The sequence below is a fragment of the Halalkalibaculum sp. DA3122 genome (assembly GCF_043951865.1).
Lineage (GTDB): Bacteria > Bacteroidota > Rhodothermia > Balneolales > Balneolaceae > JAMQKA01.
In genome coordinates this window covers 12,805-38,702 of record NZ_JBINJF010000021.1, presented here as the reverse complement: position 1 = coordinate 38,702, position 25,898 = coordinate 12,805, and the positions used below count along the sequence as shown (strand labels likewise).

Annotated in this window: 25 protein-coding genes; 18 read left to right on the top strand and 7 right to left on the bottom strand. The window is 50.2% G+C overall.

What is annotated here, in order from left to right:
• The first annotated feature begins 78 nt into the window (after positions 1–78).
• Positions 79–297 carry a hypothetical protein gene (locus tag ACG2F4_RS13675; protein WP_395261441.1) on the top strand — a complete coding sequence of 73 codons (219 nt, stop codon included), beginning with the start codon at positions 79–81 and terminating at the stop codon, positions 295–297.
• Here the strand turns inward: ACG2F4_RS13675 and ACG2F4_RS13670 are convergent.
• From ACG2F4_RS13670 to ACG2F4_RS13655, 4 genes are all read right to left on the bottom strand, one after another.
• The gene (locus tag ACG2F4_RS13670) at positions 294–992 is read right to left on the bottom strand and encodes an SGNH/GDSL hydrolase family protein (RefSeq protein ID WP_395261440.1); all 699 of its coding nucleotides are present in this window, start codon (positions 990–992) and stop codon (positions 294–296) included. The genes ACG2F4_RS13675 and ACG2F4_RS13670 overlap by 4 nt on opposite strands.
• Before the next feature lie 319 nt (positions 993–1,311).
• The gene (locus ACG2F4_RS13665; protein WP_395261439.1) at positions 1,312–3,063 is read right to left on the bottom strand and encodes a hypothetical protein; all 1,752 of its coding nucleotides are present in this window, start codon (positions 3,061–3,063) and stop codon (positions 1,312–1,314) included.
• Between the two features lie 124 nt (positions 3,064–3,187).
• A complete protein-coding gene (locus ACG2F4_RS13660) occupies positions 3,188–3,736 on the bottom strand; it encodes a GNAT family N-acetyltransferase (protein ID WP_395261438.1) in 549 nt (182 codons plus the stop codon).
• A 21-nt stretch (positions 3,737–3,757) separates the two neighbouring features.
• A complete protein-coding gene (locus ACG2F4_RS13655) occupies positions 3,758–5,251 on the bottom strand; it encodes a sodium-dependent transporter (RefSeq protein WP_395261437.1) in 1,494 nt (497 codons plus the stop codon).
• A 318-nt stretch (positions 5,252–5,569) separates the two neighbouring features.
• Here ACG2F4_RS13655 and ACG2F4_RS13650 point away from each other — a divergent pair, with 318 nt between their 5' ends.
• The 6 genes from ACG2F4_RS13650 (at position 5,570) to ACG2F4_RS13625 (ending at position 12,388) form a co-directional block, all read left to right on the top strand.
• A complete protein-coding gene (locus tag ACG2F4_RS13650) occupies positions 5,570–8,545 on the top strand; it encodes a DUF2723 domain-containing protein (protein ID WP_395261436.1) in 2,976 nt (991 codons plus the stop codon).
• Between the two features lie 66 nt (positions 8,546–8,611).
• Positions 8,612–9,079: a hypothetical protein gene (locus ACG2F4_RS13645; protein ID WP_395261435.1), complete on the top strand. Its 468-nt coding sequence runs from the start codon at positions 8,612–8,614 to the stop codon at positions 9,077–9,079.
• A gap of 21 nt (positions 9,080–9,100) precedes the next feature.
• On the top strand, positions 9,101–9,538 hold the full coding sequence (ybeY, locus tag ACG2F4_RS13640) for an rRNA maturation RNase YbeY (protein ID WP_395261434.1): 438 nt from the start codon (positions 9,101–9,103) through the stop codon (positions 9,536–9,538).
• A gap of 123 nt (positions 9,539–9,661) precedes the next feature.
• The gene (locus ACG2F4_RS13635; RefSeq protein WP_395261433.1) at positions 9,662–10,825 is read left to right on the top strand and encodes a DUF445 domain-containing protein; all 1,164 of its coding nucleotides are present in this window, start codon (positions 9,662–9,664) and stop codon (positions 10,823–10,825) included.
• 142 nt (positions 10,826–10,967) lie between these two features.
• Positions 10,968–11,639, top strand: coding sequence for a hypothetical protein (locus tag ACG2F4_RS13630; protein WP_395261432.1), 672 nt, complete (start codon positions 10,968–10,970; stop codon positions 11,637–11,639).
• The gene (locus ACG2F4_RS13625; RefSeq protein ID WP_395261431.1) at positions 11,636–12,388 is read left to right on the top strand and encodes a DUF3307 domain-containing protein; all 753 of its coding nucleotides are present in this window, start codon (positions 11,636–11,638) and stop codon (positions 12,386–12,388) included. Before ACG2F4_RS13630 ends, ACG2F4_RS13625 begins: the two co-directional genes overlap by 4 nt.
• Before the next feature lie 7 nt (positions 12,389–12,395).
• Here the strand turns inward: ACG2F4_RS13625 and ACG2F4_RS13620 are convergent, their stop codons facing one another.
• From ACG2F4_RS13620 to ACG2F4_RS13610, 3 genes are read right to left on the bottom strand one after another with little or no spacing between them, the layout of a single operon-like run.
• Complete coding sequence (locus ACG2F4_RS13620; RefSeq protein WP_395261430.1) at positions 12,396–12,965, bottom strand: 5-formyltetrahydrofolate cyclo-ligase; 570 nt, start codon at positions 12,963–12,965, stop codon at positions 12,396–12,398.
• Positions 12,966–12,972: 7 nt separating this feature from the next.
• A complete protein-coding gene (gene bshC / locus ACG2F4_RS13615) occupies positions 12,973–14,589 on the bottom strand; it encodes a bacillithiol biosynthesis cysteine-adding enzyme BshC (protein ID WP_395261429.1) in 1,617 nt (538 codons plus the stop codon).
• Positions 14,590–14,592: 3 nt separating this feature from the next.
• Positions 14,593–15,165, bottom strand: coding sequence for a bifunctional nuclease domain-containing protein (locus tag ACG2F4_RS13610; RefSeq protein ID WP_395261428.1), 573 nt, complete (start codon positions 15,163–15,165; stop codon positions 14,593–14,595).
• 156 nt (positions 15,166–15,321) lie between these two features.
• On the opposite strand from ACG2F4_RS13610, the gene ACG2F4_RS13605 reads away from it, so the two are divergent.
• The 11 genes from ACG2F4_RS13605 to ACG2F4_RS13555 all read left to right on the top strand — a co-directional run bounded on the left by ACG2F4_RS13605 (position 15,322) and on the right by ACG2F4_RS13555 (position 25,816).
• On the top strand, positions 15,322–15,696 hold the full coding sequence (locus tag ACG2F4_RS13605; protein WP_395261427.1) for an Mth938-like domain-containing protein: 375 nt from the start codon (positions 15,322–15,324) through the stop codon (positions 15,694–15,696).
• Between the two features lie 188 nt (positions 15,697–15,884).
• The gene (locus ACG2F4_RS13600; RefSeq protein WP_395261426.1) at positions 15,885–16,265 is read left to right on the top strand and encodes an NADH-quinone oxidoreductase subunit A; all 381 of its coding nucleotides are present in this window, start codon (positions 15,885–15,887) and stop codon (positions 16,263–16,265) included.
• Positions 16,266–16,271: 6 nt separating this feature from the next.
• Positions 16,272–16,754, top strand: a complete 483-nt coding sequence (locus ACG2F4_RS13595) for an NADH-quinone oxidoreductase subunit B (protein ID WP_395261425.1) — start codon at positions 16,272–16,274, stop codon at positions 16,752–16,754.
• Between the two features lies 1 nt (position 16,755).
• Entirely contained in the window at positions 16,756–17,268 is a 513-nt protein-coding gene (locus tag ACG2F4_RS13590) for an NADH-quinone oxidoreductase subunit C (RefSeq protein WP_395261424.1), read from the top strand.
• Between the two features lie 2 nt (positions 17,269–17,270).
• A complete protein-coding gene (nuoD, locus tag ACG2F4_RS13585; RefSeq protein ID WP_395261423.1) occupies positions 17,271–18,563 on the top strand; it encodes an NADH dehydrogenase (quinone) subunit D in 1,293 nt (430 codons plus the stop codon).
• A gap of 87 nt (positions 18,564–18,650) precedes the next feature.
• Positions 18,651–19,199 carry an NADH-quinone oxidoreductase subunit NuoE gene (gene nuoE, locus ACG2F4_RS13580; RefSeq protein WP_395261422.1) on the top strand — a complete coding sequence of 183 codons (549 nt, stop codon included), beginning with the start codon at positions 18,651–18,653 and terminating at the stop codon, positions 19,197–19,199.
• A gap of 2 nt (positions 19,200–19,201) precedes the next feature.
• A complete protein-coding gene (gene nuoF, locus ACG2F4_RS13575; RefSeq protein WP_395261421.1) occupies positions 19,202–20,488 on the top strand; it encodes an NADH-quinone oxidoreductase subunit NuoF in 1,287 nt (428 codons plus the stop codon).
• Positions 20,489–20,639: 151 nt separating this feature from the next.
• Positions 20,640–22,376, top strand: coding sequence for a molybdopterin-dependent oxidoreductase (locus ACG2F4_RS13570; RefSeq protein WP_395261420.1), 1,737 nt, complete (start codon positions 20,640–20,642; stop codon positions 22,374–22,376).
• 55 nt (positions 22,377–22,431) lie between these two features.
• Complete coding sequence (gene nuoH, locus ACG2F4_RS13565; protein ID WP_395261419.1) at positions 22,432–23,439, top strand: NADH-quinone oxidoreductase subunit NuoH; 1,008 nt, start codon at positions 22,432–22,434, stop codon at positions 23,437–23,439.
• Between the two features lie 223 nt (positions 23,440–23,662).
• On the top strand, positions 23,663–24,997 hold the full coding sequence (mtaB, locus tag ACG2F4_RS13560; protein WP_395261418.1) for a tRNA (N(6)-L-threonylcarbamoyladenosine(37)-C(2))-methylthiotransferase MtaB: 1,335 nt from the start codon (positions 23,663–23,665) through the stop codon (positions 24,995–24,997).
• A gap of 6 nt (positions 24,998–25,003) precedes the next feature.
• Entirely contained in the window at positions 25,004–25,816 is an 813-nt protein-coding gene (locus ACG2F4_RS13555) for a uracil-DNA glycosylase (RefSeq protein WP_395261417.1), read from the top strand.
• The last annotated feature ends 82 nt before the right edge of the window (positions 25,817–25,898 follow it).

The window sequence follows — 25,898 nt, the reverse complement described above, 5'->3', positions numbered from 1 at the left end:
TAAAACCACCTCCAACAAAATAGCAGTCCTGTGAAGATCCCTTTCATTCACTACCTGCCAAAACTTGTACTTTACTGGATGGAGACAAATCAGATCCCCGGTTTCGATTCATTTCCCCGCCAGTTCCAGAGAGACTTTTTCCTGCTTGCTTCTTTAACGAGGCTTGAGCAGCGAGTTCCTCTGGAGAAGGAGGAAGGAGAATTTACTCACAGGACAATAGTCCGGGTATCATTCTTCGAAATAAAAATGGGAGATTTAACCGGTAAACGCGTTTCAAACCAAATAAGAAGGCCTTAAAGCCTCTTTACCGTCTCCAGCCACGCCTGGGCCATCAATTCAGCGCCCGCCATTGTAGGATGAACGCCGTCGGCAGTCCAGTAGACAGGTTCCACCTGGCTGGATGCGGAGTCGAAGACCTGCTGGTAAGGGATGAATGCCGCCCCAAACTGGTCGGCCACCTGACGTGCCACCTGCTGGTATGCGCTGAAGTCGGGGAACCAGCGGTCATCCACGGCTGTGCCCTCGTCCACAACAAAAGGCTCACCGATAACCAATGTCACATTCGGCAGATCCTGTTTAGTTCGTTCCAGAAGAGCTTTTAAGTCATTTTCATAGATTTCTACTGTTCCGTCGTAGTCGTTCAGGGTATGCCAAAAATCGTTCACGCCGATCAAAATGCTCACCAGGTCCGGCTTTAGGTCCAGGCAGTCTTCCTGCCAGCGGTCAGCCAGCTGAAAAACTTTATTCCCGCTGATGCCCCGGTTGTAACACCGTAATTTTTTTGCCGCCATCGCGTAACGAAGTTCGGCTGCTGCAAGGAATGCATACCCGTGCCCGAGGGCCCCGGGATGGTTGGGAGCATCATTCTCCCTCTCTCGCCCCGCATCGGTAATGGAATCACCCTGGAACAGGATCGTTGCTCCGTCAGGCAGGCCGATATCAGAAGCTTGGACATCCGGGGTGCCACGGGAGCTCCAGAGCAATGATCCCATCCCCATTGCTGCAACTGTTGCGGATGTAATGTTTTCTAAAAAGCTGCGACGTGTGTATTTATTTGTCATAGTATAGATAAAATAACTGTGTTAGCGAGTTTGGATTACCAAATGTATTACATTTTTTGAATCAAAACCCAATACTGCCGCACCTGTATGAAAGTCTGTCGAGCAGGGTTTATCCCGGATTTAGGTATCTTGTGAATGGAAGTGTGCTTATTGTCTCCTCAACATTTGCAGTATAGCAATGTAATGGATCCTGCCCGGGTTCCGGGTTGTAATCCCGGGCAGGTCCTCTTTTAGAATGAAATTTCATTGCTTAGAGTACGGATGAGGCTATGTCAATATCGGCCTGGGCCCAGGCGCGGTCAAATTCCTGTTTGACTTTTTGGGCTTCCTCATCCCTGTTTTGTGCTTTCAGGCTTTGGTAAAGTCCCATGAGAGACCAGCCGTTATTCTTCAGTTTATCAAGATCCTCTCGATACACCTGCTCAGCGTCGGCGGCCCGGCCTGCTTTCAGCAGCACGGCTCCCAGCGTCTGTCGAACGGGGATGTGCCAGGCAGCAGGTTCGCTATACACAAGCATATCTTCGAACTCAACTCCCTCCTCAAGCAACCGAATCGCCTCATCATAATTTCCGGTGGCTGCTTCAATTTCACCAGCTACCACACGCTGGGCCACTTTTACTATGCTCGATGTGGGATTGGTGTAATTTGCCACCAGTGACTCCAGCTCGGGATCCTCCATCAACATGTTAAGAGCCCTCAGCTCCTCTTCTGCTTCTTTTATATTTCCCTTCCGGACAAAAGCGACGCCCCGCGCGTAGTGCCAAACAACCAAGTTGTGCTTGTAGGGGCTGGGATCGGGAATTGTCAGAATATCATTCCACCTTCCGAAACGAAGGTAAGCCAATAGCGGCGTGGAATAGTAATCCTGCAAGAACGCCAGCGTATTGAGCATGCCAACCGGGACCTTCTCAGCTGTTTTCAGGGCTGCTTCAATTGCGGTTTCACTGTTTCCCAGAAAGCTTGCGGCCGACCATAAAAAGTGGATATTATGCGGGAAATAGCCAAGCGGGTACATTCCCTGGGAGTAACACTGCGAAATGTAATCCTCGTCAGCAGCGATGGCTGCAATGTTGGCTTTTGCCGCATCTTCATAGCGGCCCACCCTGATAAAAATGTGTGACGGCATATGCACCAGGTGACCCGCGGCGGGCATCAATCCGCCCAGCACTTCGGCACTGGACACGGCCAATTCCGGCTGCGGAAGTTCAACCATGTGAATGTAAAAATGATGAGCGCCGGGGTGACGCGGATTCAGTTTCATCGCAGTTTCCAGGGCCTCCTTTGCCTCAAGTGTACCGGGGTTGGGGTTTCCCTCGTTATCCCAATAGTTCCAGGGCATGGTATTCATCACCGACTCCGCAAAAAGAGTAAGCAGGTCGGGATCTTCCGGGTAGGATTCGGCGACCTCCCGCATCGCCTGCATGTAGGCCATGTTCAGGGTATGGAGGTCGAACTGCAGCTCGGGACTGGTCCGCTCTGCCAGGGCCAAAATCAGCGCCTGTTCCTTTTCGGTGACCTTGTCGATCAGGTCGATCGCCTGCTGGATGGCGTGGTAGGCGTTGATTTTGCGCTGATCATCCGGGAAGGGATCATTAATATTGGGTCCCAATGCATACGCCTGTCCCCAGTGCGCCATCGCAAGGCCGGGGTCCAGCCGGGCCGCTTCGGTAAAGGAACGATGGGCCTCCGCGTGGTTAAAGGCATAAGCAAGCTTTAACCCCTGGTCAAAATAGGCCTGGGCCAGGTCGTTACTCGTGGAAACCGGGTAATGGTGATCACCCAGATTATCAAACAGCGGAGCCAGCGGCTCGGTGGAGGGTTCAGTGTCATATTGAAACGTGACGGCTGTTCCCTTGTCTACCTTGCTATCCAGCGAAACAAACGCAGCTTTGGCAAGGTCTGCCAGTTCATTGCGACTGGTGCCCTCTTCTGTACAGCTATAAAAAACAACAGAAGAAATCGTTACCATACACAGTATTAGTAAACCAACTTCCTTTTTCATGATATGCGGATATGGTTAGTGGTAAAAGAAGTGCTCTTTTCAGGCTTGTATTATACTGTTTTTACTATACTTAAGCCACTAAATTAAGTTCCTGAAACTTATTTTGTCCATCAAATTCGTACTGCTACTTTCTGGTGTATTCGCTCTTGGTCAGGCGGTATTGAAGGACGGTACAATACCGGTCGCCTTTTTTAATATGGTCTGCAAGCGTGCCCTCTTTAACCATCCCGTTTTTAGTCATTACCCGTCCTGAAGCGGGATTCTTTACCAGGTGGATCGCGTAAATTTTATTAAGGTTTATTTGATTGAATCCAAATTCTAGTATCGCTCCCACGGCCTCAGTCGCGTATCCGTTTCCCCAGAATGGAACACCGATCCAAAATCCCAGCTCTGCACGGTTGAACCGGGGGTTAACTTCCAATCCCGCTGCACCTAGGAAGGCGTCATCGGCCAGTTTGCAGATTGCAAACAGATACTTTGATCGATCTTCAAAGCCCTTGTTGGCCATATGCACCCACGATATTGCATCTTTTTCCCTGTATGGATAGGGAATACTGAGCGTCATCTCTGAAATACGGGGATGATTAGCGTATTTTGTAATGCATGGGATATCCCCAGCGTTGGGCTTTCTCAGGCGAATTCTGTTTGTTTCTATAAGAGGGAAAGAATCCATACCACCGGGCGTAATTTGTCTTTATTTTGACCTCCGGGATAATTTCTTGTTATAAAACCAGAGTAATCCCATGGCGACGCCCCACTGCAGGACAACGGTAGCAACAGAAAATGAGCTAAGTGGATTGTACCAGCTCTCGGGAGCATATGTTGAAGCGCTCAAATAGATCCACCATACCAGCAGGGATACCACCTCTACCGGTACCACATATTTGATAACCACCTCCCACCATGCCCCCAGCGTGTATCTCCTGTTGTCGGTATTGACCAGGGTATTGCGAAATTTTGCAGGATCAAATTTTATGATGGCAAATGACATAAACGCCCCGGAAACCATCAGTCCGACTCCCCAGACAAAATCCTGGTTTGCAAGGAAATCGACCGAGATAGCCGAGGGCAAACCAAACAAAAATCCCGTCGTGCATACCGCAACCGTTGCTTTGGTTCTCTGCAATCCCAGGTCAACCAGAACACGGCTGGCCAGCTCAATCATGGAGATCAGCGAGCTGAAGGCCGCAAAAGTGAGTCCCAGAAAGAACAATATGGCAAAAACAGTTCCCGCCGGCATCTTGAAAAAGAGCTGTGGCATCCAGATAAACGTCAGCCCGGTGGAAGCCGGACCCGAGGTTTTCATCACATTGAGAATCTCCCCGTTGGTCATCTGGGGTGAGAGCGTACCAAAAACCGTTGTAAATATGATAACGGCGGCCACCAGCGAAACGAGGTTGTTCCCGATCCCTGTCTGAAAGGCGCTGACCGTGATATCATCCCGCTTTCGCATGTAGGCGGCATAGGTTAGGATAAGTCCCCAGGCGGCCCCGGTATCCCACGCATTTTGCGTGAGAGCCTCCAGCCACAGTTCTGGTTTGCCCAGAGTAGACCAGTCGGGCGTAAAAAGATATTGCAGACCGGCTTCGCTGCCCGGCAGCATCAGGGATCGTACCAGAGAAACAATGAGTACCAAAAGCAATGAGGGGATTAAAACTTTATTTATTCGCTCGATTGATGCAATCCCCTTTACTACCACATACCCTCCGCCGGTGATCATAAGAGCATGCATCACCAGGGGCAGCAGGGAGTCCTGGAACCCCTCCCACATCATGTCGGCATGGACCATTGTCTCGGGCAGACCCGCGGTGATGGAGGCAATCAGGTAGTACAGGCACCACCCGGCGACAACGCTGTAATAGAACATGATGGCGGTAGCCACAAAGCCGATAAATCCTCCCATCCAGCCAAATCTTTCTCCCACAAGATTCACAAATGAACCTATAACCCCTTTGCGCCCGTGCCGCCCAATTCCGTATTCAGCAATAATAAGCGGAATAGAAAACAGGAACAGAAAACAGACCCACGCAATAAGAAACGCCCCTGCCCCCTCCTGACCCCCATTTTGCGCCGCAATCCGCGGGAATCGCCAGATGTTACCGGTGCCAACGGCAATGCCCAGTACACTCAGGATAAGTCCCAGCTTCGAGGAAAAGAGTTCATTTTTACCCGATGTTGTTGATGGCATGTGATAATTATTATCGATTACATGGTTCCCGCGTAAATTCCTTTTTAACCAATTTTAAGCAGACAGGCAAGCGGGCCGATTTCAACCTTTCAGCGATTTTATGGAGCAGCGGCGGCAAGAATTTTAACCCGATCTATTCTACTTGCCGTTCCAGATAAAATAACTCAAAATCTTGCTCGTTCTGTTTTCTTCGTACATGTAAAGGGGTCCCGACGGGCATCTATTAATTATTTTGATTCCATACAGCCGATGCCTATTATTGCGTTCACGCTAATTATTGACCTTAAATTAGTTAAGTAAACCCGATAAAATCACCGGATGTTTAACGATCACAAATCGACCAATCGCACCCTCGCTCTTTTTGTTTTTCTCGTTTCCCTCGTCCTTTATATGCTTACCATGGCGCCCACAGCAAGTTTTTGGGATGCGGGAGAATTTATTGCCGTTGCACATGGTCTGCAAGTAAACCACCCGCCGGGAGCACCGTTCTATTCCCTGCTGGGACGCATCTTTTCCATGTTTATGCCCACCTCCTATGTGGCCGTAAGCATCAATTTTATTAGTGCGCTGGCGTCCGCCCTGACGGTCATGCTCCTGTACCTGATCATCGTACGGCTGGTGCGGGAATGGCAACCAGATCCCGATGCAATGACGGGATCCGATAAAATCGGGATGTTTGGCGGTGCGATACTCGGTGCCTTCACCTTTATGGTAACCGACACTTTTTGGTTTAACGCCGTGGAGGCGGAAGTGTATGCCCTCTCCATGTTTTTTACCGCGGCCGTGGTCTGGATGGCCCTCAAATGGTCTGAACACCACGAAGAACCATACAGCGAACGCTGGCTGGTTCTCATTGCCTACATGTTCGGACTGGCCCTGGGCGTACACCTGCTGAATCTGCTCGCACTGTTTTTTGTCGCACTCGTTATTTATTTCAAAAAGCAGGATGTGACCCTTCTGTCGATGGCTGCCGTCGGGGTTGTTTCGGTGATCTCGTTCCTGGTGATTTACCCCTTCACCGTCCAGATGCTCCCGAGTATCCTTGATAATATCACCCGGGCCAGCTACGGACTGATCGGTCCCGTCTTTTTTATAATCCTGATTATCGGGGGGCTCTGTTACGGACTCTATTATACCCACACGCGGGGGCACCGTATTGCAAATCTTGTCATGCTCAGCTATACCATGATTCTCATCGGGTATTCGTCCTATTCTGTCATCTTTATCCGCTCCATAGCTGATCCTCCCATCGACGAGAACGACCCTGAAACCGTCGAGGCGTTCATCAGCTACCTTGAACGGGAACAATACGGGCAAACGCCGCTGTTGACCGGCCATACCTATGATAATGCGCAGGGGCGCATCAACCAGCAGCAGGAGGTCTTTTTCCCGCGTCGCTATTCCCCGCAGCATCTTCAACAATACTCGGAATACAGCAGCGACTGGGACTACTTTCTGGACTACCAGCTGAACCACATGTATATCCGGTATTTCAACTGGAACTTCATTGGCCGCGAGGCCGATATCCAGGATACGGGATGGCAGGCCGGATTTTCCGAGAGCCCGTATGAAGACAATCCCGCTCACAACAGCTATTTCTACATCCCGTTCCTGCTTGGGTTATTCGGCATGATTTTCCACTTCCAGAAAGACTGGAAGCGTGCTCTTTCAGTCCTCGCGCTATTCATAATGACCGGCTTTGCCATTATCATTTTCCTGAACCAAACCCCGATGCAGCCGCGCGAGCGTGATTATGCGTATGTGGGTTCCTTTTTCGCTTTTGCCATATGGATCGGCATGGGAGGGGTGGGCATCGTCGAGCTCATTAAGGAATATGCCCGCGGGAACAAGTATCTCTCCTACGGAGTGCTCGGGCTGCTTTTGGCGGCTGCCCCGCTCTGGATGGGATACCAGAATTTTGACGACCACGACCGAAGCGAACGTTATGTCGCTCCCGACTACGCATGGAACCTGCTGCAGTCAACGGCTCCGAATGCCATCCTTTTTACCAACGGGGATAATGACACCTTCCCCCTCTGGTACCTCCAGGAAGTGGAGGGCGTGCGAACGGATGTGCGGATCGTCTGCCTCAGCCTGCTCAACACCGACTGGTATATCAAGCAGCTGCGCGACCAGTGGTCGCATGAGTCGGCCCCGCTGCCGATATCCCTGACGGACCAGGAGATCAGCGAAATCACGCAGAGCCTCACGTTACACGAGCCTGATACGATCAACATCCCCGTAAATAAAGAACTTCTTCGCAACGCTTTTTCCGGGGACAACGCGTTTAAAGAGGCAATCGGGGTCAAGCCGGATACTTCCCTGCAGCTGTACCAGGAAGGCACCGATTTTGGCATGCCGGTAGATTCGCTTGACAATGAGGTGAGCTGGTACTACCAGGGACGGTCTGCGGGACAGGATCAGCAGGGCAACCCGCGTTACTACACGCAGGTGCAGGACAAGGTAATTCTGGACATCCTCGAAACCAACCAGTGGGTACGGCCGGTATATTTTGCCAATACGGTCTCCCCTTCCAGCCAGATGAACCTTCACTCCTACTTCCGTTTCGAGGGGAAAGCCTTTCGTGTTGTCCCCAAAAAACATTCCGGGGCGGGTGGTTATGGCTGGATGAATACGGATATTCATACCGATCGACTTAACAAGTTTCGATTCCGAGAATGGAATAACCCGGATGTCTATTTTGACGAGAATATTCGCCGCATGCTCGGAAATTACCGGTATGGCATTACCCAGCTGGCAGAAACATTCAACAAGATGGGCCAACCCGACAGTGCCGCCAAATGGCTGGCCTGGGGTGAGCAGAAGATTCCCTTTCACCACGTACAGGATAATGTGAACTCCCTGGTGCTGTACGCCTATGCCTACGCCAAAAACGATGCCACCGACAATGCGCTGGAACTTGCTGAAAAAGGTACCGAAAAGATTATCGACGACCTCTCCTATCACATGCAGCGGTACGACCGGCTACAGGACCGCATCATGGAACTGGATGCTGCAGCTAAAAGTGCAAAACAAAGTGCTGATTTGGAGGCACAGGGACGACTGCGTAGCCAAATTCAAAACGTGGTCTCACAGCGGCAAAGTTTGGGTAACGAAATCGGGTACAGTATCAGCCATTTGACCATTCTTCAGCGCATATACTACATGGCCGGGGAAGATGAGCAGGCCGGCGCACTGGCTGAACGCGTGAATGGAATTACGATGGACCGCATCGGACTTCCCACCTCCGAAGAGGAGAACAAGGCCCAGATCGAGCAGTATAATATCGACTAAATTTCTTATTACCGACAGGCACCGTATATTGAGCATGTTGAAATAGTCGAACAGGTTAACAAAACCATGATACACGAATTCACTAAAGAAAATATTGATGCCATCGCCGAGGTCCTGCAGACAAAGGCCAAGCCCCTTGGAAATGACGTATTCCGGTTTGAAGTCTCCGACCAGGCGGAGGGGCGGCGGCTGGCACTGGAAATTCACCTCGGGATGGAGGTCAATGACCAGCGGATGAATATGGTGTCGGTGTATGCCCAAAATACCTTCCTGCAATTGCACAACTGCACCGCCTTCATTGCCAGCGACATGCTCAAACAGGTTACGTTCTTTGGGCGGCAGCAGAACATGACCTCCGGACTTATTGTAGAGCAAGGGGCCGGATGCAGCCTCTATGCCAATGTGGAAGAGGCCATTCTGAACAGCGACTTCACCCAGCTTCCGGAAGACCTTATGATGTGCGCCATTGCCCTCTCCCTTACGGAATCGATCGACCTGGATGACTTCTCTTTTGACGATGAGGAAGAAGATTAAAGGGATAAAGGATTTTACCGTATGCCGCTTAAAGAGACGGATGTAGACCTGTTTAACGAGTCGGGCCGCCCGGTGCCTGTCAATGAGCGAATAGCCCGCAAATGTATTTCCGAGGTCGCCCGGCAGGAAGCCTGTTCGTTTAGCATGCTTGAGCTGGTGTACGTGGATGAGGAAACGATCAAAGAGGTCAACATCAAACATCTTGACCACGACTATGTGACTGATATCATTACCTTTCGCTACGATGAGGACCCATCTTCCATTGATATCGAAGGAACCCTGTTCTGTTGCGCCCAGCGAATTGCCGAACAGGCAGAGGAGCTTGGTCAGGATGAAGTCACGGAATTCAAGCGCGTGCTGATTCACGGCCTTTTACACCTGGCTGGATATGATGACCGCACCGAAGAAGATCGACTGGAGATGCGGCAGCGGGAAGATTTTTACCTTGATTTTGTTTAGTCATGGATCATGGGTCATGGATTGTGGGTTGTGGTTTTTTTTGAAAACGCAATCGGAACATCGTGGTTTGCATCTCGCAGTGATCTTGCAACTTCACGGATCTGGATTTAACAGTGGATACCCATGAGTGAACAGCCTCCAGTAACGGAACCCGGCAACCAAAGTGCTTTTGAGGTCGCTAAAAGCAAGACCAAAACGTACGCCCGCAATCTGTGGGATATTGTATCGCGCTATGCTGTTGTGGAACTGCCGAAGGAAACCGCCGCTAAACCGGAGGTTCCACCCGCCCGGTTTGAATATCGGCACAAAGGCTGGCTGGCACTGCTCGGCTTTTTCCCCTATCTGCTGGCATCAATGTTTGTAACCTCCTTTTTCTGGGACTTTCAGAATCTGCAGCTTTCACCAATGGGTTTACAGCTTCAGCTTGAAGGCTTGCTCAGGATATTGAGTATCAGTGGACTGATCGGCTTCTTTACCAACTGGCTTGCCATCACCATGCTCTTCAAGCCTTCCCAAAAGCGGCCTATACTGGGGTATGGTCTCATCCCTGCTCAAAAAGAGCGGATTGCCTGGCGACTCTCACGGGCGGTCTCCGACGACCTGATCAACCCGGAAATCATCAAGCAAAAGATCCATGAATCACAGCTTATAAGCCGCTACCGCGAAGAAGCCACCGCATACCTGAAAAGCATTATCGATGATCCCTCCTTCCGGGAGGAATTAAAAACCTGGGTCGTCGAATACGTCGATGAGATGATCGCCGACCAGGAGATCCGTTCTGCTATTGCAGAAAAAATTCTGCTTCAAATAGAAGAAGCCGTAGAGAATAAGTCGATTGAAAAAGTGGCCCTGAAAGCATATTCATTTATCCGGGGACAAGAGATGCAAAAAATTATTGAAGAGGCTCTTATCCGCCTGCCCGGTTCGGTGGAGAGAGGGCTCGACAAGGTGGATGACCTGCTCGATCGCCTCCCCTCCTCCCTTGAAAAGCACAGCGATGCCATCGAAAATATTGTCACCTCCCTGCTGTATCACCTTGTAAATCAGCTTGATGTGCAGGCGCTTGTCGAGGAAAAATTAAACGAATATGACGAACAGAAACTCACCAATATTATTCGCGGCGCTACCAATGAGCAGTTGAAATATATCCAGTACCTTGGTGCAGTTCTGGGCACAATTGGCGGATTTGTAATCTGGGAGCCGCTCCTGAGCATTACGGTGCTGGGTATAGTCGGCGGGTTGATCCTGATGGCGGACCACCTGATATTTCAATTTCGCAATAGTTAAGCTTCGAGACTTAAAATAAATTATTTTAAGTCTTATTACTTAAATAATTGATTTTTAAGCGTAAAGGCTTATATTGCTAACCGGGTTAACTTGGATATGTGGAGAATCGCTTTTCAACCTGAAACAGGCGAAAATTAGCTGAATGAAGAACAAAGAATCAATATACGCGGTAATCACCGGAGATGTCGTAGATTCCTCGAAGGTAGATCGCGCATACCGCGATCTGTTGATCGACACTCTGAAAGAAGCGTTTAGCCTGGCAGGAACCCTGACCCGTAAAAAAAACTGCTCTGTATCCTTTGATATTTACCGGGGAGACAGCTTTCAGGGAGTAATCACCGATCCCTCATTTGCGCTGCTGACCAGTCTCGTTATACGTGCCAGCCTTCGCAAAGCACAGCCCGAGAGCAGCACCATCAGCTGGGATGCCCGGACCGCGATCGGGGTAGGTCCCATCGACTATCTCCCGGATGAAGTTTCAGAAGGAGATGGCGAGGCTTACCGGCGTTCGGGCCCCCTGCTCGACAAGATGAAAACCGAACAGCGGCTCATTGTCAACACCCCGTGGGACGAGGTCAACAAAGAGTTAAGCGTACAATCTGCCCTGCTGGATGCGATCATCGCCAAATGGTCACCCAACCAGGCGGAAATTGTGCTTGAGCTGATTGAGGGTAAATCCAGAAAAACGATTGGCAGGGAATTCGGCATTTCGCAGGCAGCGGTCCATTACCGCGTAAAGGGCGCCGGCTGGCATGCCGTTAAAAAGTTTTTAGATCGCTATCAATTTATCATCCGGAAGCAACTCAAGACATGATTAGTCAACCCGAAATACTGATCCTGCTGCGCATAGTAACGGCCCACCTGCTGGCCGATTTCCTGCTGCAGCCCGAGCACTGGATCCACAAAAAGAATATTCGTGGCGTTCGGGCACCGCAGCTGTACTATCATGTTGGTATTGTGGGAGTGTTGACCTACCTCTTTCTCGCAGACTGGTCCAATATTCTATTGCCACTTTTTATCACTGGTACTCATTTTGCCATCGATTGGTGGAAATCGGGTCGCCCGCAGCGCGCCCGGTATTTCATCCTTGACCAGATGGCCCACCTGTTGATGATTCTGACAGGTTGGATTTTTTATATCGGCATTACTACAGAAGCGATCCAGTTTATAGAATCGGTGTTCACTTCACCCCCATTCTGGATTATCTTGATCAGTTATCTTGCTGCAACCTGGCCGTTTGGCTACCTGATCGCCATCATCACCAGGCGCTGGCAGCGGGAACTGGCCTCCGGCGACTCTCAACAGCTTGCGGGTCTCCAAAATGCGGGCATGTGGATCGGCTGGACAGAACGGTTTATTATACTCACTTTTATCCTGCTGGAACAGTACGGGGCCATCGGATTCCTCATTGCGGCCAAATCGATCTTTCGATTTAGTGGCAAGCTGGATGGGAACAGGGAGCGTAAAGAAGCGGAATATATTTTGATCGGCACGCTGTTGAGCTTTGCCCTGTCAATCGCCCTGGGCATCGGAGTGGCCTACCTGCTTGAACAATGGGGATAACCGGCCATCACCTGATAACTCGCCGTTCCGTCACTACCGCCGCAACTTTCACATCATACGGCTCGGTGGGTATCGATTCAACGATGCACTCTTCAAAGCATAACCCTGCCGACGGGGCCTCCGTGTTCGCCAGAAAACGGTCGTAAAATCCCTTCCCATAGCCAATTCGATTGCGTTCCAGGTCCGCACCCACCATCGGTACGATTACAAAATCGAGCTCATCCGGCTGTACCTCTCTTCCATTGGCGGGCTCCAGCACGCCCCACTCATTTCGCTGAAGCGACTCAAAAGAATGCAGTTCAACATGTCGGAGCTCTGTGGTTTCGATATCCGTGACCGGCACAACAACCCGCTTGTTAGATGCAAGCATCCAGCGCAGCAGGGCGTGGGTGTCCACTTCACGGCGGCTGTTCATCGAAACGTAGCAGTGGACCGTACGGCTGCTCTTGAACTCCGGAAGTGTCTGAAGGCGGGCCGTTATATTTTCGGAAGCTTTCTGGTAATCCGGCTCAGGGAGGCCGGCACGGAGATTCAACAGCCGGCTGCGAAGCTCCTCCTTTTTTTCTTTAATACTCATCTGAACGCTACAAATAGATTAATTTATGCTGATCCAGCCGTTCTTTCTCTTCCAGCGTGTCAAGGAGCTGATCCCAGATATCCATCCCGTACTTATTCATAAAGTAGATGAATGAAACCGTACGTTCCTGCAGGGCTCCCTCCGGGTAGAGGTTTGCCTTGATCCTGCGGATGCGCTTCAGCTGCGTCTCTTCCTGCTGTTTTACGGATCGGTATACCTTGCCTTTCAGCTTGTCGAGTTCCCCAAAGTAGACCGCCGTAGCCTTCCCGGCCGCCCCTTCCAGGGTCGGATCGATCTCCCTGATCTCCGAGGTATGTCCCTCCGCTATTTGTTTTACTTTTTCTTTCCAGTCGCCAAATATAGCTTCGATATCATGCCGCTCCGTCTGGTCGACATACGCCGATTCAAGATCCTCGATACGCTGCTCGTACTCTCCCACCTCAAACGGCAGTTCATCCAGGATTCGACTTATCGCGGGCTCAATGATTGTGGCACTCATCCGGGGAAAAATGGCGGGCATGCTGCGTTCAAACAGTTCATACATCTTTTTCATCTGGCCGTAGTATGCCAGTTCTCCGGGTCCGGCTACATAGCCGAGGGTGGGTACCATCAGGTCCTGCAGGATCGGCCGGAGAAATACATTCGGAGAAAATTTTTCCGGATCCTCGTCAATAAGATCCAGCAACTGCGCCGTAGACCATTCACGACCACTGTCGGTCTTCCAGCTCTGCCCGTTCCGCAAAATTTTGGTCCTTCCGGCTTCCTCATCCAGGTAGAACAGGTTGGAATCGTAGACAGTGGCCTGCCGGTGGTAGTTAGTTTCCAGTTCTGATGATTGCTGCTCCAGGGCTTCCCGAATTTGGTCAGCCTCTTCAATAGCGTATTTCATGCAATGGCGCGCCCTCTGCTTGATCGAGTTGCAGTTACTCCCGGCCAGAATAAGCCCGTGTTTTGAGAACAACTCCGCGATTAGCTGGCCAAAGGCGGTATCCAGCCGTGTGCCATTGGTGTAGCAGGAATTCAGCAGCGCCCACAGGTCGGCGGTGAAATCGGTCTCAAAAAGATCGTTTTCAATCTCATTTTTAAATAAATAGAATGAGTCATCCAGGGTGAGTTCGGCAACGGGCGGGTAGCTGTTTCGGTTGTATTCAAGGGCATGCGTCTTCAGGTCATCATGGTTGAGCAGGCGCACATGCTTTACCTCATCATAGTCGTGATCTTCATCCGCCAGCCAAAACACTGGAATGACGGGCCGATCGAGTGTTTGCTCCAGGGTATCTGCCAGGTGAATGGTCGTGACCGTTTTGAGGATGGTAAACAGCGGGCCCCCGAAAATCCCCACCTGCTGGCCGGTAACCAGTGCCAGCGAGCGATCTTCACGCAACCGGTCAATATTCTTCAAGGCGTTTGCATGCAGATTGAACCGCTCGTTAAACTGTTTGAGCAGCTCAGCGGTTTCCGCCCGGTCCTGGGGAGCTGTAATGCGTTCAGCATGCTGTTGAAGGGCGTCCATGTCAAATGGATTAGCCGAATAGAAATCGGACAGCTGAGCGTACTCACTCACATATGTTCTGAAAAGTTTGGTAAACGGTAACTTGTTGAATGGATAATTTTTTAACTGCAACTGCTATCCTTTAAGCTTTTTAATCTCATCACGGAGGCGCGCGGCTTTTTCATAATTTTCCGTGTCGATGGCGGTCTGGAGTTCATTCTCAAGCTTTTCCAGCTTGGTCATTTCACTGGCGGGCTTTTCCTCGCGAAGGGTCGAAATGTCTCCCTGGCTCTCCTCCGACTCCGAGATGATGCCGGCCTCTTCCAGGATGGTATCGGCTACATATATCGAGGCATCAAACCGGATAGCCAGGGCAATAGCGTCGCTGGGCCTGGCATCGAGCTCCATATGTTCACCATTTTTATTGTAAATGATCTGGGCATAGAAGGTGCCCTCGCTCAGATCATTTATAAAAACCTGTTCCATCTCAGCCCCAAAACTTTGGATAATATTTTTAAGCAGGTCATGTGTCATAGGGCGTGGTGGCTTGATATGCTCGAGCTCCAGCGCTATCGCCTGCGCCTCAAACGTCCCGATAATAATGGGCAGGCGCCGGTTACCATGAACCTCGTTCAGTATTAAAGCATATGCCCCGCCGCTGCTTGGACTTGTGGAAAGCCCGAGTATTTCCATCTTTATTTTATCCAATGGTACCTAAAACTTTGGGTTGATAACTGCGGTTACTATGGCGTCTAAGTTACAGATTTTTAGCTTACACTTAAACCATTTACCCCACTTATTTAAACGATTAGTCTGACAGCTGTGTTCATTTTATTAAAACCTGAACAAAGGGACTGAATAATCATGCGAAAGGAACAGATATCACCCGAGATATCCAAATTGCGGTGGGGAACGGTTGAACTTTCCGGTGGACAGCGCTACAAGGATGTAAAATTGTACCCGGGGGGTTCCCGCGAGTGGGACTGGAATGAGACCGGAACCAGTCATGTGCCCGGCATTCAGCCCGCAGATGTTGGAGAACTTCTCGAGCACAATGCGGAAGTGGTAATTCTTTCAAAAGGGATCAATCAACGGCTGCAGGTAAAATCGGAAACCGAGCGTATGCTCCAAAATAACGGGGTTGAATATCACATTCTGCAGTCAGAAAAAGCGGTAGATAAATACAACGAATTGCGGAAAGACCGGCCGGTGGGAGCCCTGATTCACTCAACCTGCTAACACCACTACCAGGCGGCATGGAGAACCGGAGAAAACAACCTTATTTATATGAATTCTAAATAAAAAGTTTCTACCTAAATTATTCTCAAATTAACTCCCAGAGTCCTATATTCGCTGCCTGCAATTGCGTTGACATTGCATCGTAATGACCCTAATTTCTCGTTCCGTTATTGAACCAGAACAATGTTATGCTAGAAAATTATATACCCATTGTAATTACTGCTTCTGTTGCCATCGGGCTGGCGGTACTGCTGAACGTTCTTGCCCGTGTTGTGGGGCCCTACCGGCCTAATTTAACGAAGCTGGAACCGTATGAAAGTGGCATGGATCCGGTTGGTGAGGCCCGCGACCGCTATTCGATCAGCTTTTACATGGTGGCTATGGAATTTCTGGTATTTGACCTCGAGGTCGTTTTTATCTACCCGTGGGCAGTACGATATTTGGATCATGGTCCGGGAACTTTAATGGTCATGATATTTTTTATTTTTGTACTTTTTGTCGGCTTGATTTACACCCTCAAGAAAGGCACGCTGGACTGGGATATTAAACGCAAAATTTTAGAAAATTGAGTTTATATGGGTCTTGAAAACACATTAAGTGAAGGTTATCTCACCACCAAACTGGACACCCTGGTAAACTGGGCGCGCTCCAACGCCGCCTGGCCAATGCCGATGGGGCTGGCCTGTTGCGCTATCGAAATGATGGCGTTTGCCGGTCCCCGCTATGACGTTTCCCGGTTTGGCTCCGAGGTGATGCGCTTTTCTCCCCGCCAGGCGGATGTCATGATTGTAGCCGGATGGGTTAACTACAAAATGGCCCATGCCATCCGGCGCGTGTGGGACCAGATGCCGGATCCCAAATGGTGTATCGCCATGGGAGCTTGCGCTTCAACAGGGGGCATGCACCGCTGTTACGGGGTTGTTCAAGGCTGTGATAACTTCCTTCCTGTCGATGCCTACATTTCCGGTTGTCCTCCCCGCCCCGATGCGCTCATCCACGCCCTTATGAAAATTCAAGACAAAGTACGTACCGAACACTCCATAACGCTTGATACCTAACATGAGTCTGGAACTGAACGAACAATTTCAACGTGTTATCGATGGCCTCAGCGAAGAGTTCTCGGAAAAGCTTGTAGAGGTGTACCAGTCTACCGGAGACACCTTCGTTCGCGTAGATCCTGATGCCATCGTGGATGTCTGCCAATACCTGAAAGAGAAGCATCATTTTATCTATCTGGTCGATATTTTCGGGACCGATCGCTTTACTTCTGAAGATCGGTTTGAGGTAATTTACAACCTGCTCTCGCTGCGTGACCGGCTCCGCCTTTTTATCAAGGTATGGCTGCCTGAAGAGGATCCTGAAATTGAGAGCGTGACCGGTCTTTGGAAGGCCGCCAACTGGTTTGAACGGCAAACGTATGATATGTTTGGAATTCGCTTTACAGGTCACCCTGATTTCCGTCGAATATATATGCCGGAAGATTTTGAATACTTCCCCATGCGAAAAGAATTTCCTCTGCTGGGCATTCCTGGCTCAATTGAACTTCCAAGCTCAACTCCCGATACTGAATAGCTATGGCCATTCAAGATCTTACAAACAAGGTAAAACCGAAGTTTTTCAAGGAACACCAGGAATCGCTCTACAAAAGCCTTGAAGACAAGCATACCACTATTGAGATGCTTGAGGACGAGGATCCCCTGAATACCAAGATGGTTCTCAACATGGGACCACAGCACCCTGCCACACATGGTGTGTTGCGCCTGGTCATTCAGCTGAACGGAGAGATTATTGAAAAAACCAAAGTGGATATCGGGTTTCTTCACCGCGGTGTTGAGAAGATTGCTGAAAACAAGACCTACCAGGAGTTCATGCCCTACACCGATCGCATGGACTACCTCTCTCCCTATAATAACAATGTAGCACTCTGTACAGCCGTCGAAAAAATTGCTGACGTGGAAGTTCCCGAACGGGCCCACTACATTCGCATGATTGGCTGCGAGCTGGCCCGGATTTCCTCGCACCTGCTGTGGCTGGGGACGATGGTTATGGATGCCGGGGCCGTCTCCTTTTTTATCTGGACATTCCGCGAACGAGAAAAACTCTACGATATTTTTGACCAGCTGACCGGTCACCGTTTCACCGTGTCACATGCCCGTATTGGCGGGGTAGCCAACGATATTACTGACGATGCGATGGCGATGATCAAGGATTTCGCCAACAGTTTTCCACAGGAACTGAAAGACTGGCACAAGCTGTTGGATCGCAACCGCATTTTCTTTGATCGTAATGAGGATATCGGCATCCTGGAAACGGAAGACGCCCTTCAACTGGGGGCTACCGGCCCCACCCTGCGCGCGTCCGGTTACGCCTACGACATCCGGAAATTTGCTCCCTATGCCCGGTATGACGAGGTAGATTTTGAAGTACCCACCCGGCTGGAAGGCGACAACCTGGCCCGTTATTACGTGCGCATGGAGGAGATGCAGGAAAGTATCCGCATCATCCAGCAGTGCCTCGACAAGCTGCCGAAAGGTCCCGTCCGAACGGACAACGCCAAGCAGGCCTATCCTTCCAAGGATGAAGTCTACTATTCCATGGAGGGGATGATTCACGACTTCATGATGACCGACACCGGCATCTGTCCGCCCGAAGGAGCCGAATCCTACCATGCGGTTGAAGCCCCCAAGGGTGAACTTGGGTATTTCATACAGAGCGATGGAACGGGGCACCCGTGGCGGTTAAAGATAAAATCTCCTTCGTTTGCCAATCTCCAGGTACTCGAAGAGATTCTCGATGGCGAAATGGTGGCTGACACCGTCGTTATTATCGGGGGCGTAGATCCTGTAATGGGAGAAGCGGACAAATAGAAATTCTTGAATTTTTGAATTTATGATTTGTTGAATGAATTATATTCAATCATTCAACAAATCAATAACTCTATAATTTTCATATAGATGGCTGAGCTGTCATTTTCAGAAGAAGAACTGAAACAGATTGAAAAAATAAAAGCCAAGTTTCCGGAAGTGAAACCGGCTACGCTGCCTGTCCTTTGGGTGGCTCAAAAAAAGTTTGGGCACGTGAAGCCCGAGGTACAAAAGCTGGTGGCCGAAACCCTGGATTTGCCTGAATCTCATGTACACGGAGTAGCAACTTTTTATACCCAATATTACAAGGAAGAGATGGGCGAGCACGTGCTGGATGTCTGTACCTGCCTGAGCTGCCAGCTCTGTGGCGGATACGACATCTTGCAATATCTGGAGGAAAAACTTGGCATCCAGGCGGGAGAAACCACTGATGACGGCATGTTCAGCCTGCAGGAAGTGGAGTGCCTTGGCGCCTGTGGTTACGCCCCGATGCTCCAGGTTACCAACGGGCAATATGTCAACAACCTGACCAAGGAGAAAGTCGATAAATTGATTGAGGATCTGAAATCGGGCAAAAAGCCTGAGTTTGAATCGATGAAGATGCCTCAACTGGAAAAACGAAATCAAGCTGCATCGTAATTATGGCTTCAGACTGGAAATCTTACGAACCGTTATTAATTCCCGACATCCCCGGACTCGAACAAATCGATGTCTACGAGGAAAACGGTGGCTACGAAGCACTCAAAAAAGTTCTTCAGAAGGAAAAATGGTCGCCCGATGACGTCACCAACGAGGTGAAGGCTGCCAACATTCGCGGTCGGGGCGGTGCCGGTTTTAACGCCGGACTAAAATGGAGCTTCATGCCTGATCCCGACGGCGGCCCCCGTTACCTGGCATGTAATGGAGACGAGTCGGAACCCGGCACATTTAAAGATCGCAAGATTTTTGAGTACAATCCCCACCTTTTCATTGAAGGCGCTGCCATCGCCGCCTACGCCATGTCGATCACCACAATTTATGTCTATATTCGCGGCGAATACATCTCCTGGGTAGATATGTTCCAGAAAGCCGTGGATGATGCCTATGACAAAGGATATCTCGGCGAAAATATTTTAGGAACCGATTACAGCGTTGATCTTGAAATTACCTATGGGGCCGGAGCTTATATCTGCGGCGAAGAAACTGCGATGCTCGAATCACTGGAGGGCAAGCGGGGATATCCGCGCGTGAAGCCCCCCTTCCCTGCTCAGAAAGGACTTTGGGGACGGCCAACGACTATCAACAATATTGAGACATTATCCAACGTGCCGCTCGTAATCAACCGAGGTGCCGACTGGTATACCAGTGTGGGAGCCGAAGATCACCCGGGTCCAATTTTGTACGGAATTTCCGGTCATGTGAATCAACCCGGCGTTTATGAATATCCCAGCGGCGTACCGGTTATGGAACTGATCAACGACGTTGCGGGAGGCATCCGGGGTGGCAAGGAATTGAAGGCGCTGATTCCGGGCGGCTCCTCGACCCCGGTGCTGCGGGCCGATCAGCTCGAAGAGGTAACGATGAATGCCGAGTCACTTCGCGAGGCGGGTTCCATGATGGGAACAGCCGGCATGGTGGTAATGGATGAAGATACCGACATGGTCGATGTGCTCTGGCGGATTGCCCATTTCTACCATCACGAGTCATGCGGACAGTGCACCCCCTGCCGCGAAGGAACCGGCTGGCTCGAAAAAGTGCTGATCAAAATTAAAAACGGCGAAGGGGAGATCAAGGATCTGGACCTGCTGCTGGACCTAACCACCCAGATGGAAGGGCGAACGATTTGTGCTCTTGCCGACGCCGCCGCATGGCCCGTGCGCCATACCATCAACCGGTTCCGCGATGAATTTGAGGCCAGGTGCAAGAAATCGGTACACGCCGTGGCGTGATTTAGTTATTAGTTATTGGTTATTGGTTATTTGTTGGTCCGGATCTTCCCAGTAACAAGTAACTAATAACTTTAGTCTAAAGGAGAATAATTAAGATGCTGACGAGCAATTAAAACAAGGTTCAAAGCATCATAAACAGATTAACTACACAATGCCTGAAGTATTTATAGATGGAAAACGGTTCGAGTTTGAAGGGAGCCCTTCCCTGCTTCAATTTATCATGGATCAGGGCATGGAAGTTCCCTACTTCTGTTATCACCCCTCGATGTCTGCACCGGCCAACTGCCGGCAGTGCCTGGTAAAAGTGGGACAGCCCGTGAAAGATCGTGAAACGGGTGAATTTGAACTGGATGAAAACGGAGAACGAAAAATTCGCTGGTTTCCCAAACTTCAGCCCTCCTGCAAGATGGATGTCAGCGACGGCATGGTCGTCAAAACCCAGGAAGTGGATGAAGAGGTAGAACGGGCGCAGAAAGACAATCTCGAATTTATCCTCATTAACCACCCGCTGGACTGCCCGATCTGCGACCAGGCCGGCGAATGTCCGCTGCAGATCCAGACCTACAAATACGGGCCGGAAGGCAGCCGGTTTGAAGTCCAAAAAGCGCACAAGCCCAAACGGGTTCAACTCGGGCCACGCGTTACGCTCGATGCCGAACGCTGCATCAACTGCACGCGCTGTGTGCGTTTTACTGAGGAAATCAGTGGTACCGAACAGCTTACGATTGTATCCAGGGGCGACAAGAATTACCCCGCTACTGCTCCGGGCGAAGAATTTGATGATCCCTATTCACTGAACACTGTTGACATCTGTCCGGTAGGAGCGTTGACTTCGAGCGATTTCCGTTTCAAGGCGCGGGTGTGGGAAATGAATCAAACTCCCAGTATCGATATTACCAGTGGCAAGGGTACCAATATTGACCTGTGGACGCGTGACAATCTTATTTTGCGGATTACTCCACGCTTCAATAAAGAAGTCAATGAATGGTGGATGCCCGACGAAGCACGCGATGCCTACCAGAAATTTAATGAGAACCGGGTTTCCCGGCCCTCACTCAAGATTGACGGGCAACAGCAAGCCGGTACCTCATGGAATAACGCCATCGAAACATTTGCTGAAATTCTGGAAGCCCATGACAGCGACGACATTCTTGTTATCGGGAGTCCACACGCCTCGGTTGAAGAGAACTACTCGTTCAATAAATTTTTCAATCTACTCGGCGTTGAAACCGCCAAATTTGTTCCCCATATCGTCGAGGGATACGGTGACGATTTCCTCCTGACCGATGACCAGGCCCCCAACACCAACGGCTGCCGGTTGATTGACCTGGATGAAATAGATTCAAAATCCCTCAAATCAGCGATCGGGTCCGCCAAGGTGGTAATTATGCTTTCGGATGAACTCGTAGATCGCGAGGTCCTCACCTCCGCCGACCTGCAGGCTCCCTATGTTATAAGCCTGGCGACCAACAAAACCGAGACCGTTCAGGAGTCTGACCTGGTGATTCCGATCACTTGTGTCGCCGAACACGCGGCCAGTTACGTCAATATTGACGGACGCATCCAGCGGTCCATGCCGGCTAAAGAGACCAAGTACACCAACCGAAGCCTCAACCTTGAGATGTCGGAAGGCCGCCTTGATCGCTACGGTACTAATTTTGACAACTGGAGAACCGAAGAAAACAAAGTGGATTGCCTGCCGGTTTGGGATTTTCTGAATAAATTGGGAGATCGCCTGGGACTCAATTTTCAATATGAACATTCCCGCGCGGTAATGGCTGATATTGCCTCCTCCATCCCCGCCTTTGAAGATGTTACCTACGAACGAATGGACGAGGAACAGGGCATTCAGCTTCCGCTCGAACACAAAGAACTGAGACAAGATTAATCACGCCTGTCGTAACAGTATTTTATTACAGGTAAAACGAATCAAGAATTACTGAATGGAGCCGGTAACAACAACTTCGTATATCGTTTTAGGAACTGCATTATTTATGCTGCTCAACTCGGCAGCACTCGCTGTTTACGCTGAGCGACGCATCGCTGCCCAAATCCAAAATCGAATCGGGCCAAACCGGGTAGGTCCGTTTGGTCTGCTTCAACCGATTGCCGATGTTCTTAAACTCATCCTGAAGGAGGATGTTACTCCCGCCCACGGTTTCAAAGTCATTCACACTATCGCTCCCATTATCCCTGTGGTTACGGCTTTGATGACTGTCGTGGTCATTCCGTTTGGAGACGGTTTATATGTTACCGATCTAAACGCAGGCGTTCTCTTTCTTTTGGCAATGACATCGATCGGAGTCTATGGCGTAACGCTGGCCGGATGGTCCTCCAACAGCAAATATTCACTCCTTGGCGGACTTCGGGCCGCTGCCCAGATGATCAGCTACGAGCTGCCGATGGGCATGGCCATTGCCTCCTGTATCCTGTTTTCCAACTCCCTCAGCATGCTTGACCTGGTTGACTCCCAGGAATATTGGTGGAATATTTTCCGCAATCCGGTGGGCGGAGTCATCTTCATCGTTGCAGCTTTTGCTGAAGCAAACCGCACGCCGTTCGACCTTGTCGAGGCCGAGCAGGAGCTCGTCGGCGGCTTCCATACGGAATACAGCGGCATGAAATTTGGAATGTTCTTTCTGGCCGAATATATGCATGTTGTTATCGGCAGTATGCTGATTACCACATTCTTTTTTGGAGGATATCACCTCCCATTCGCCGGTTACTGGCTTCCCGAACTGAGCGGTACCATGAAGGCTGCTCTTGATGTGGGTATTTTCACGTTAAAAACACTGTTTTTTGCCTTTGTTTACATCTGGGTGCGCTGGACCATTCCACGATTCAAATACAATCAGGTGATGAAGCTTGGCTGGAGCCGCATGCTGCCGATCAGTATCATTAACTTCATGGTATTGGCTGTGCTTATTTACGCGTATTATCACTTCATTTAATCCGGTGTGCAGATAGTATTCTCGATTAAACCTCCAAGGTTGTAGAAACCTTGGAGGTTTCTTATTTGAGACTTCAATATAGGCTCAGTGGCGCTCCGCTGAACACTTGCGCCAGAATCAGGGGTTTTCTTTTTTATCAAATCATGAGTCTATTTTTTATCTTTAAGATTTAGAAATCGAAAACGAAATATCCTCCACGCAAACTGTTAGTCACGCAAATCCAATGAAAAAAGTAGCGTTCAAAACGTTAGGCTGTAAGCTCAATTACTCGGAGACGCTGACCATCCAGCGCGACTTCGAGAAAGAGGGCTACCGGATTACCGACTTCGACGGGCAGGCCGACATCTATGTGATCAACACCTGCTCGGTCACCCAGAGTGCCAACAGCACCTGCCGCAAAACGGTGCGCCGGGCCCTGCGCCGCAATCCGGATGCCTTTGTGGCTGTAGTGGGGTGTTACGCTCAGCTAGAACCGGAGGAAATCGCCGAAATTGATGGCGTGGATACCGTGCTGGGTGCCAAAAACAAATTCAACCTTCTGGATCTGTTTGATGATTTTAAGAAGCAGTCTGAACCGGTCATATACCATTCCGATGTTAATGAGGCGGTCGATTTCCACAACGCTTTTTCTGCCGACGACCGTACCCGGGCCTTCCTGAAAGTACAGGATGGCTGCAGCTACAGCTGCTCGTTTTGTACCATTCCCCTGGCCCGGGGTGAAAGCCGGAGCCCAGATATTGCGACCGTTATTCGAAATGCCCAACACCTGGTGGAGGATGGCTTTAAGGAGATCGTGGTCACCGGTGTAAATGCCGGTGATTTCGGGCGCGGCAGCGAAGAAAACTTTTTTATGCTACTCCGGGAGCTCGACAACGTAGATGGGCTGGAACGCATCCGGTTTTCTTCCGTCGAGCCCAACCTGATGCATGAGGAGATTATCTATTTTACAGCCGAGTCCGACAAAATACAACCCCATTTCCACATACCGCTGCAAAGCGGTTCCGATCAAATGCTGGGACTGATGCGCCGGCGATACCAGTCCGGCCTGTACCGGCAGCGCGTGGAACTGATCCGAGAGCTGATGCCGGATGCCGCCATAGGAGTGGATGTGATCACCGGTCACCCGGGTGAAACTGACGAGCTTTTTCATGAGTCATTTGATTTTATCGACAGCCTGCCGGTCTCCTACCTTCATGTGTTCACCTATTCTGAGCGACCGAATACCCATGCCCTGAACATTGAACCCAAGGTTCAGAACAGCGTACGCAAGCAGCGCACCCACACGCTGCGGCGCCTCTCCAAAAAGAAACGATACGAGTTTGATACCCGCTTCCAGGGGGAAATGCGCCCCGTACTCTTTGAGGGATCCAACAAAAACGGAGCCATGCTGGGCTGGACGGATAACTATGTGCGCGTCGGAATTCCGTATGATCCAAAGCTGGAAAATAAAATTCTGCCAGTAGAGCTCGGCGCCCGAACCCGGGAGGGTTACCTGATCGGTACACTAACCGACAGCGTTCGTGAAGAGGAACAAGTCATTGCTGAACTAACGGTATAAAATCTTATGTGCCCGGATTCCACCACTCCTGATAAACTTATCCAGGATATCAAACGTTTTCTGAAGCGAGAACGTGAGATGTATGGTGATTTTTCTATCAAATTGCCTGTTGATGAACTGGATTTGGAAGAGGTAGCAAAGGTTGACGAAACTACTTCAAATTCGGAAGAATCCTCCGATCACAAACCAACAGAAACAGAAGAGCAAGAAACGAGTGCAGAGACCAAATCACTGCCGGAGCGGTTGGAAGCGTGCACCTCTCTCGAAGAACTGCGCGAGCTTTGCGCGAAGGCCGATGTTTTAAGAACGGATTTAGAAGGCACGAACCTGGTCTTCGGAGTCGGTAATCCCAATGCAGACTTGATGCTGATCGGGGAAGCACCGGGCGCAGAAGAGGACAAACAGGGTGAGCCTTTTGTGGGGAAAGCGGGACAACTGCTCAATAAAATTCTGGCTGCTATCGACTTTGATCGCGAGGATGTCTATATCGCCAACATCCTGAAACACCGTCCGCCGAACAACCGGAATCCCAAACCGGAGGAGCGCGAACGCAACCTGCCCTTTCTTCTAAAACAGATTGAGCTGGTCGATCCCAAGCTCATTCTTTGCCTGGGTAAAGTGTCTGCACAAACGCTGCTAGAATCAGATAATTCCTTGAAAAGCATGCGGGGAAAATTTCACAATTTCATGGACAGATATGAATTACTGACCACCTATCACCCGGCGGCCCTGCTTCGCCATGCCAAGTGGAAACGGCCCACCTGGGAGGATGTACAGATGCTGCGCAAGCGGTATGATGAGCTGGGAGGCAAGCCGTGATATTTTTCTAATGCTATTTAAAACCTTCCGGGTTTGGTAACGAGCAACTGGTCGAAACCTCCGAGGTTTGGTTATTCAACAG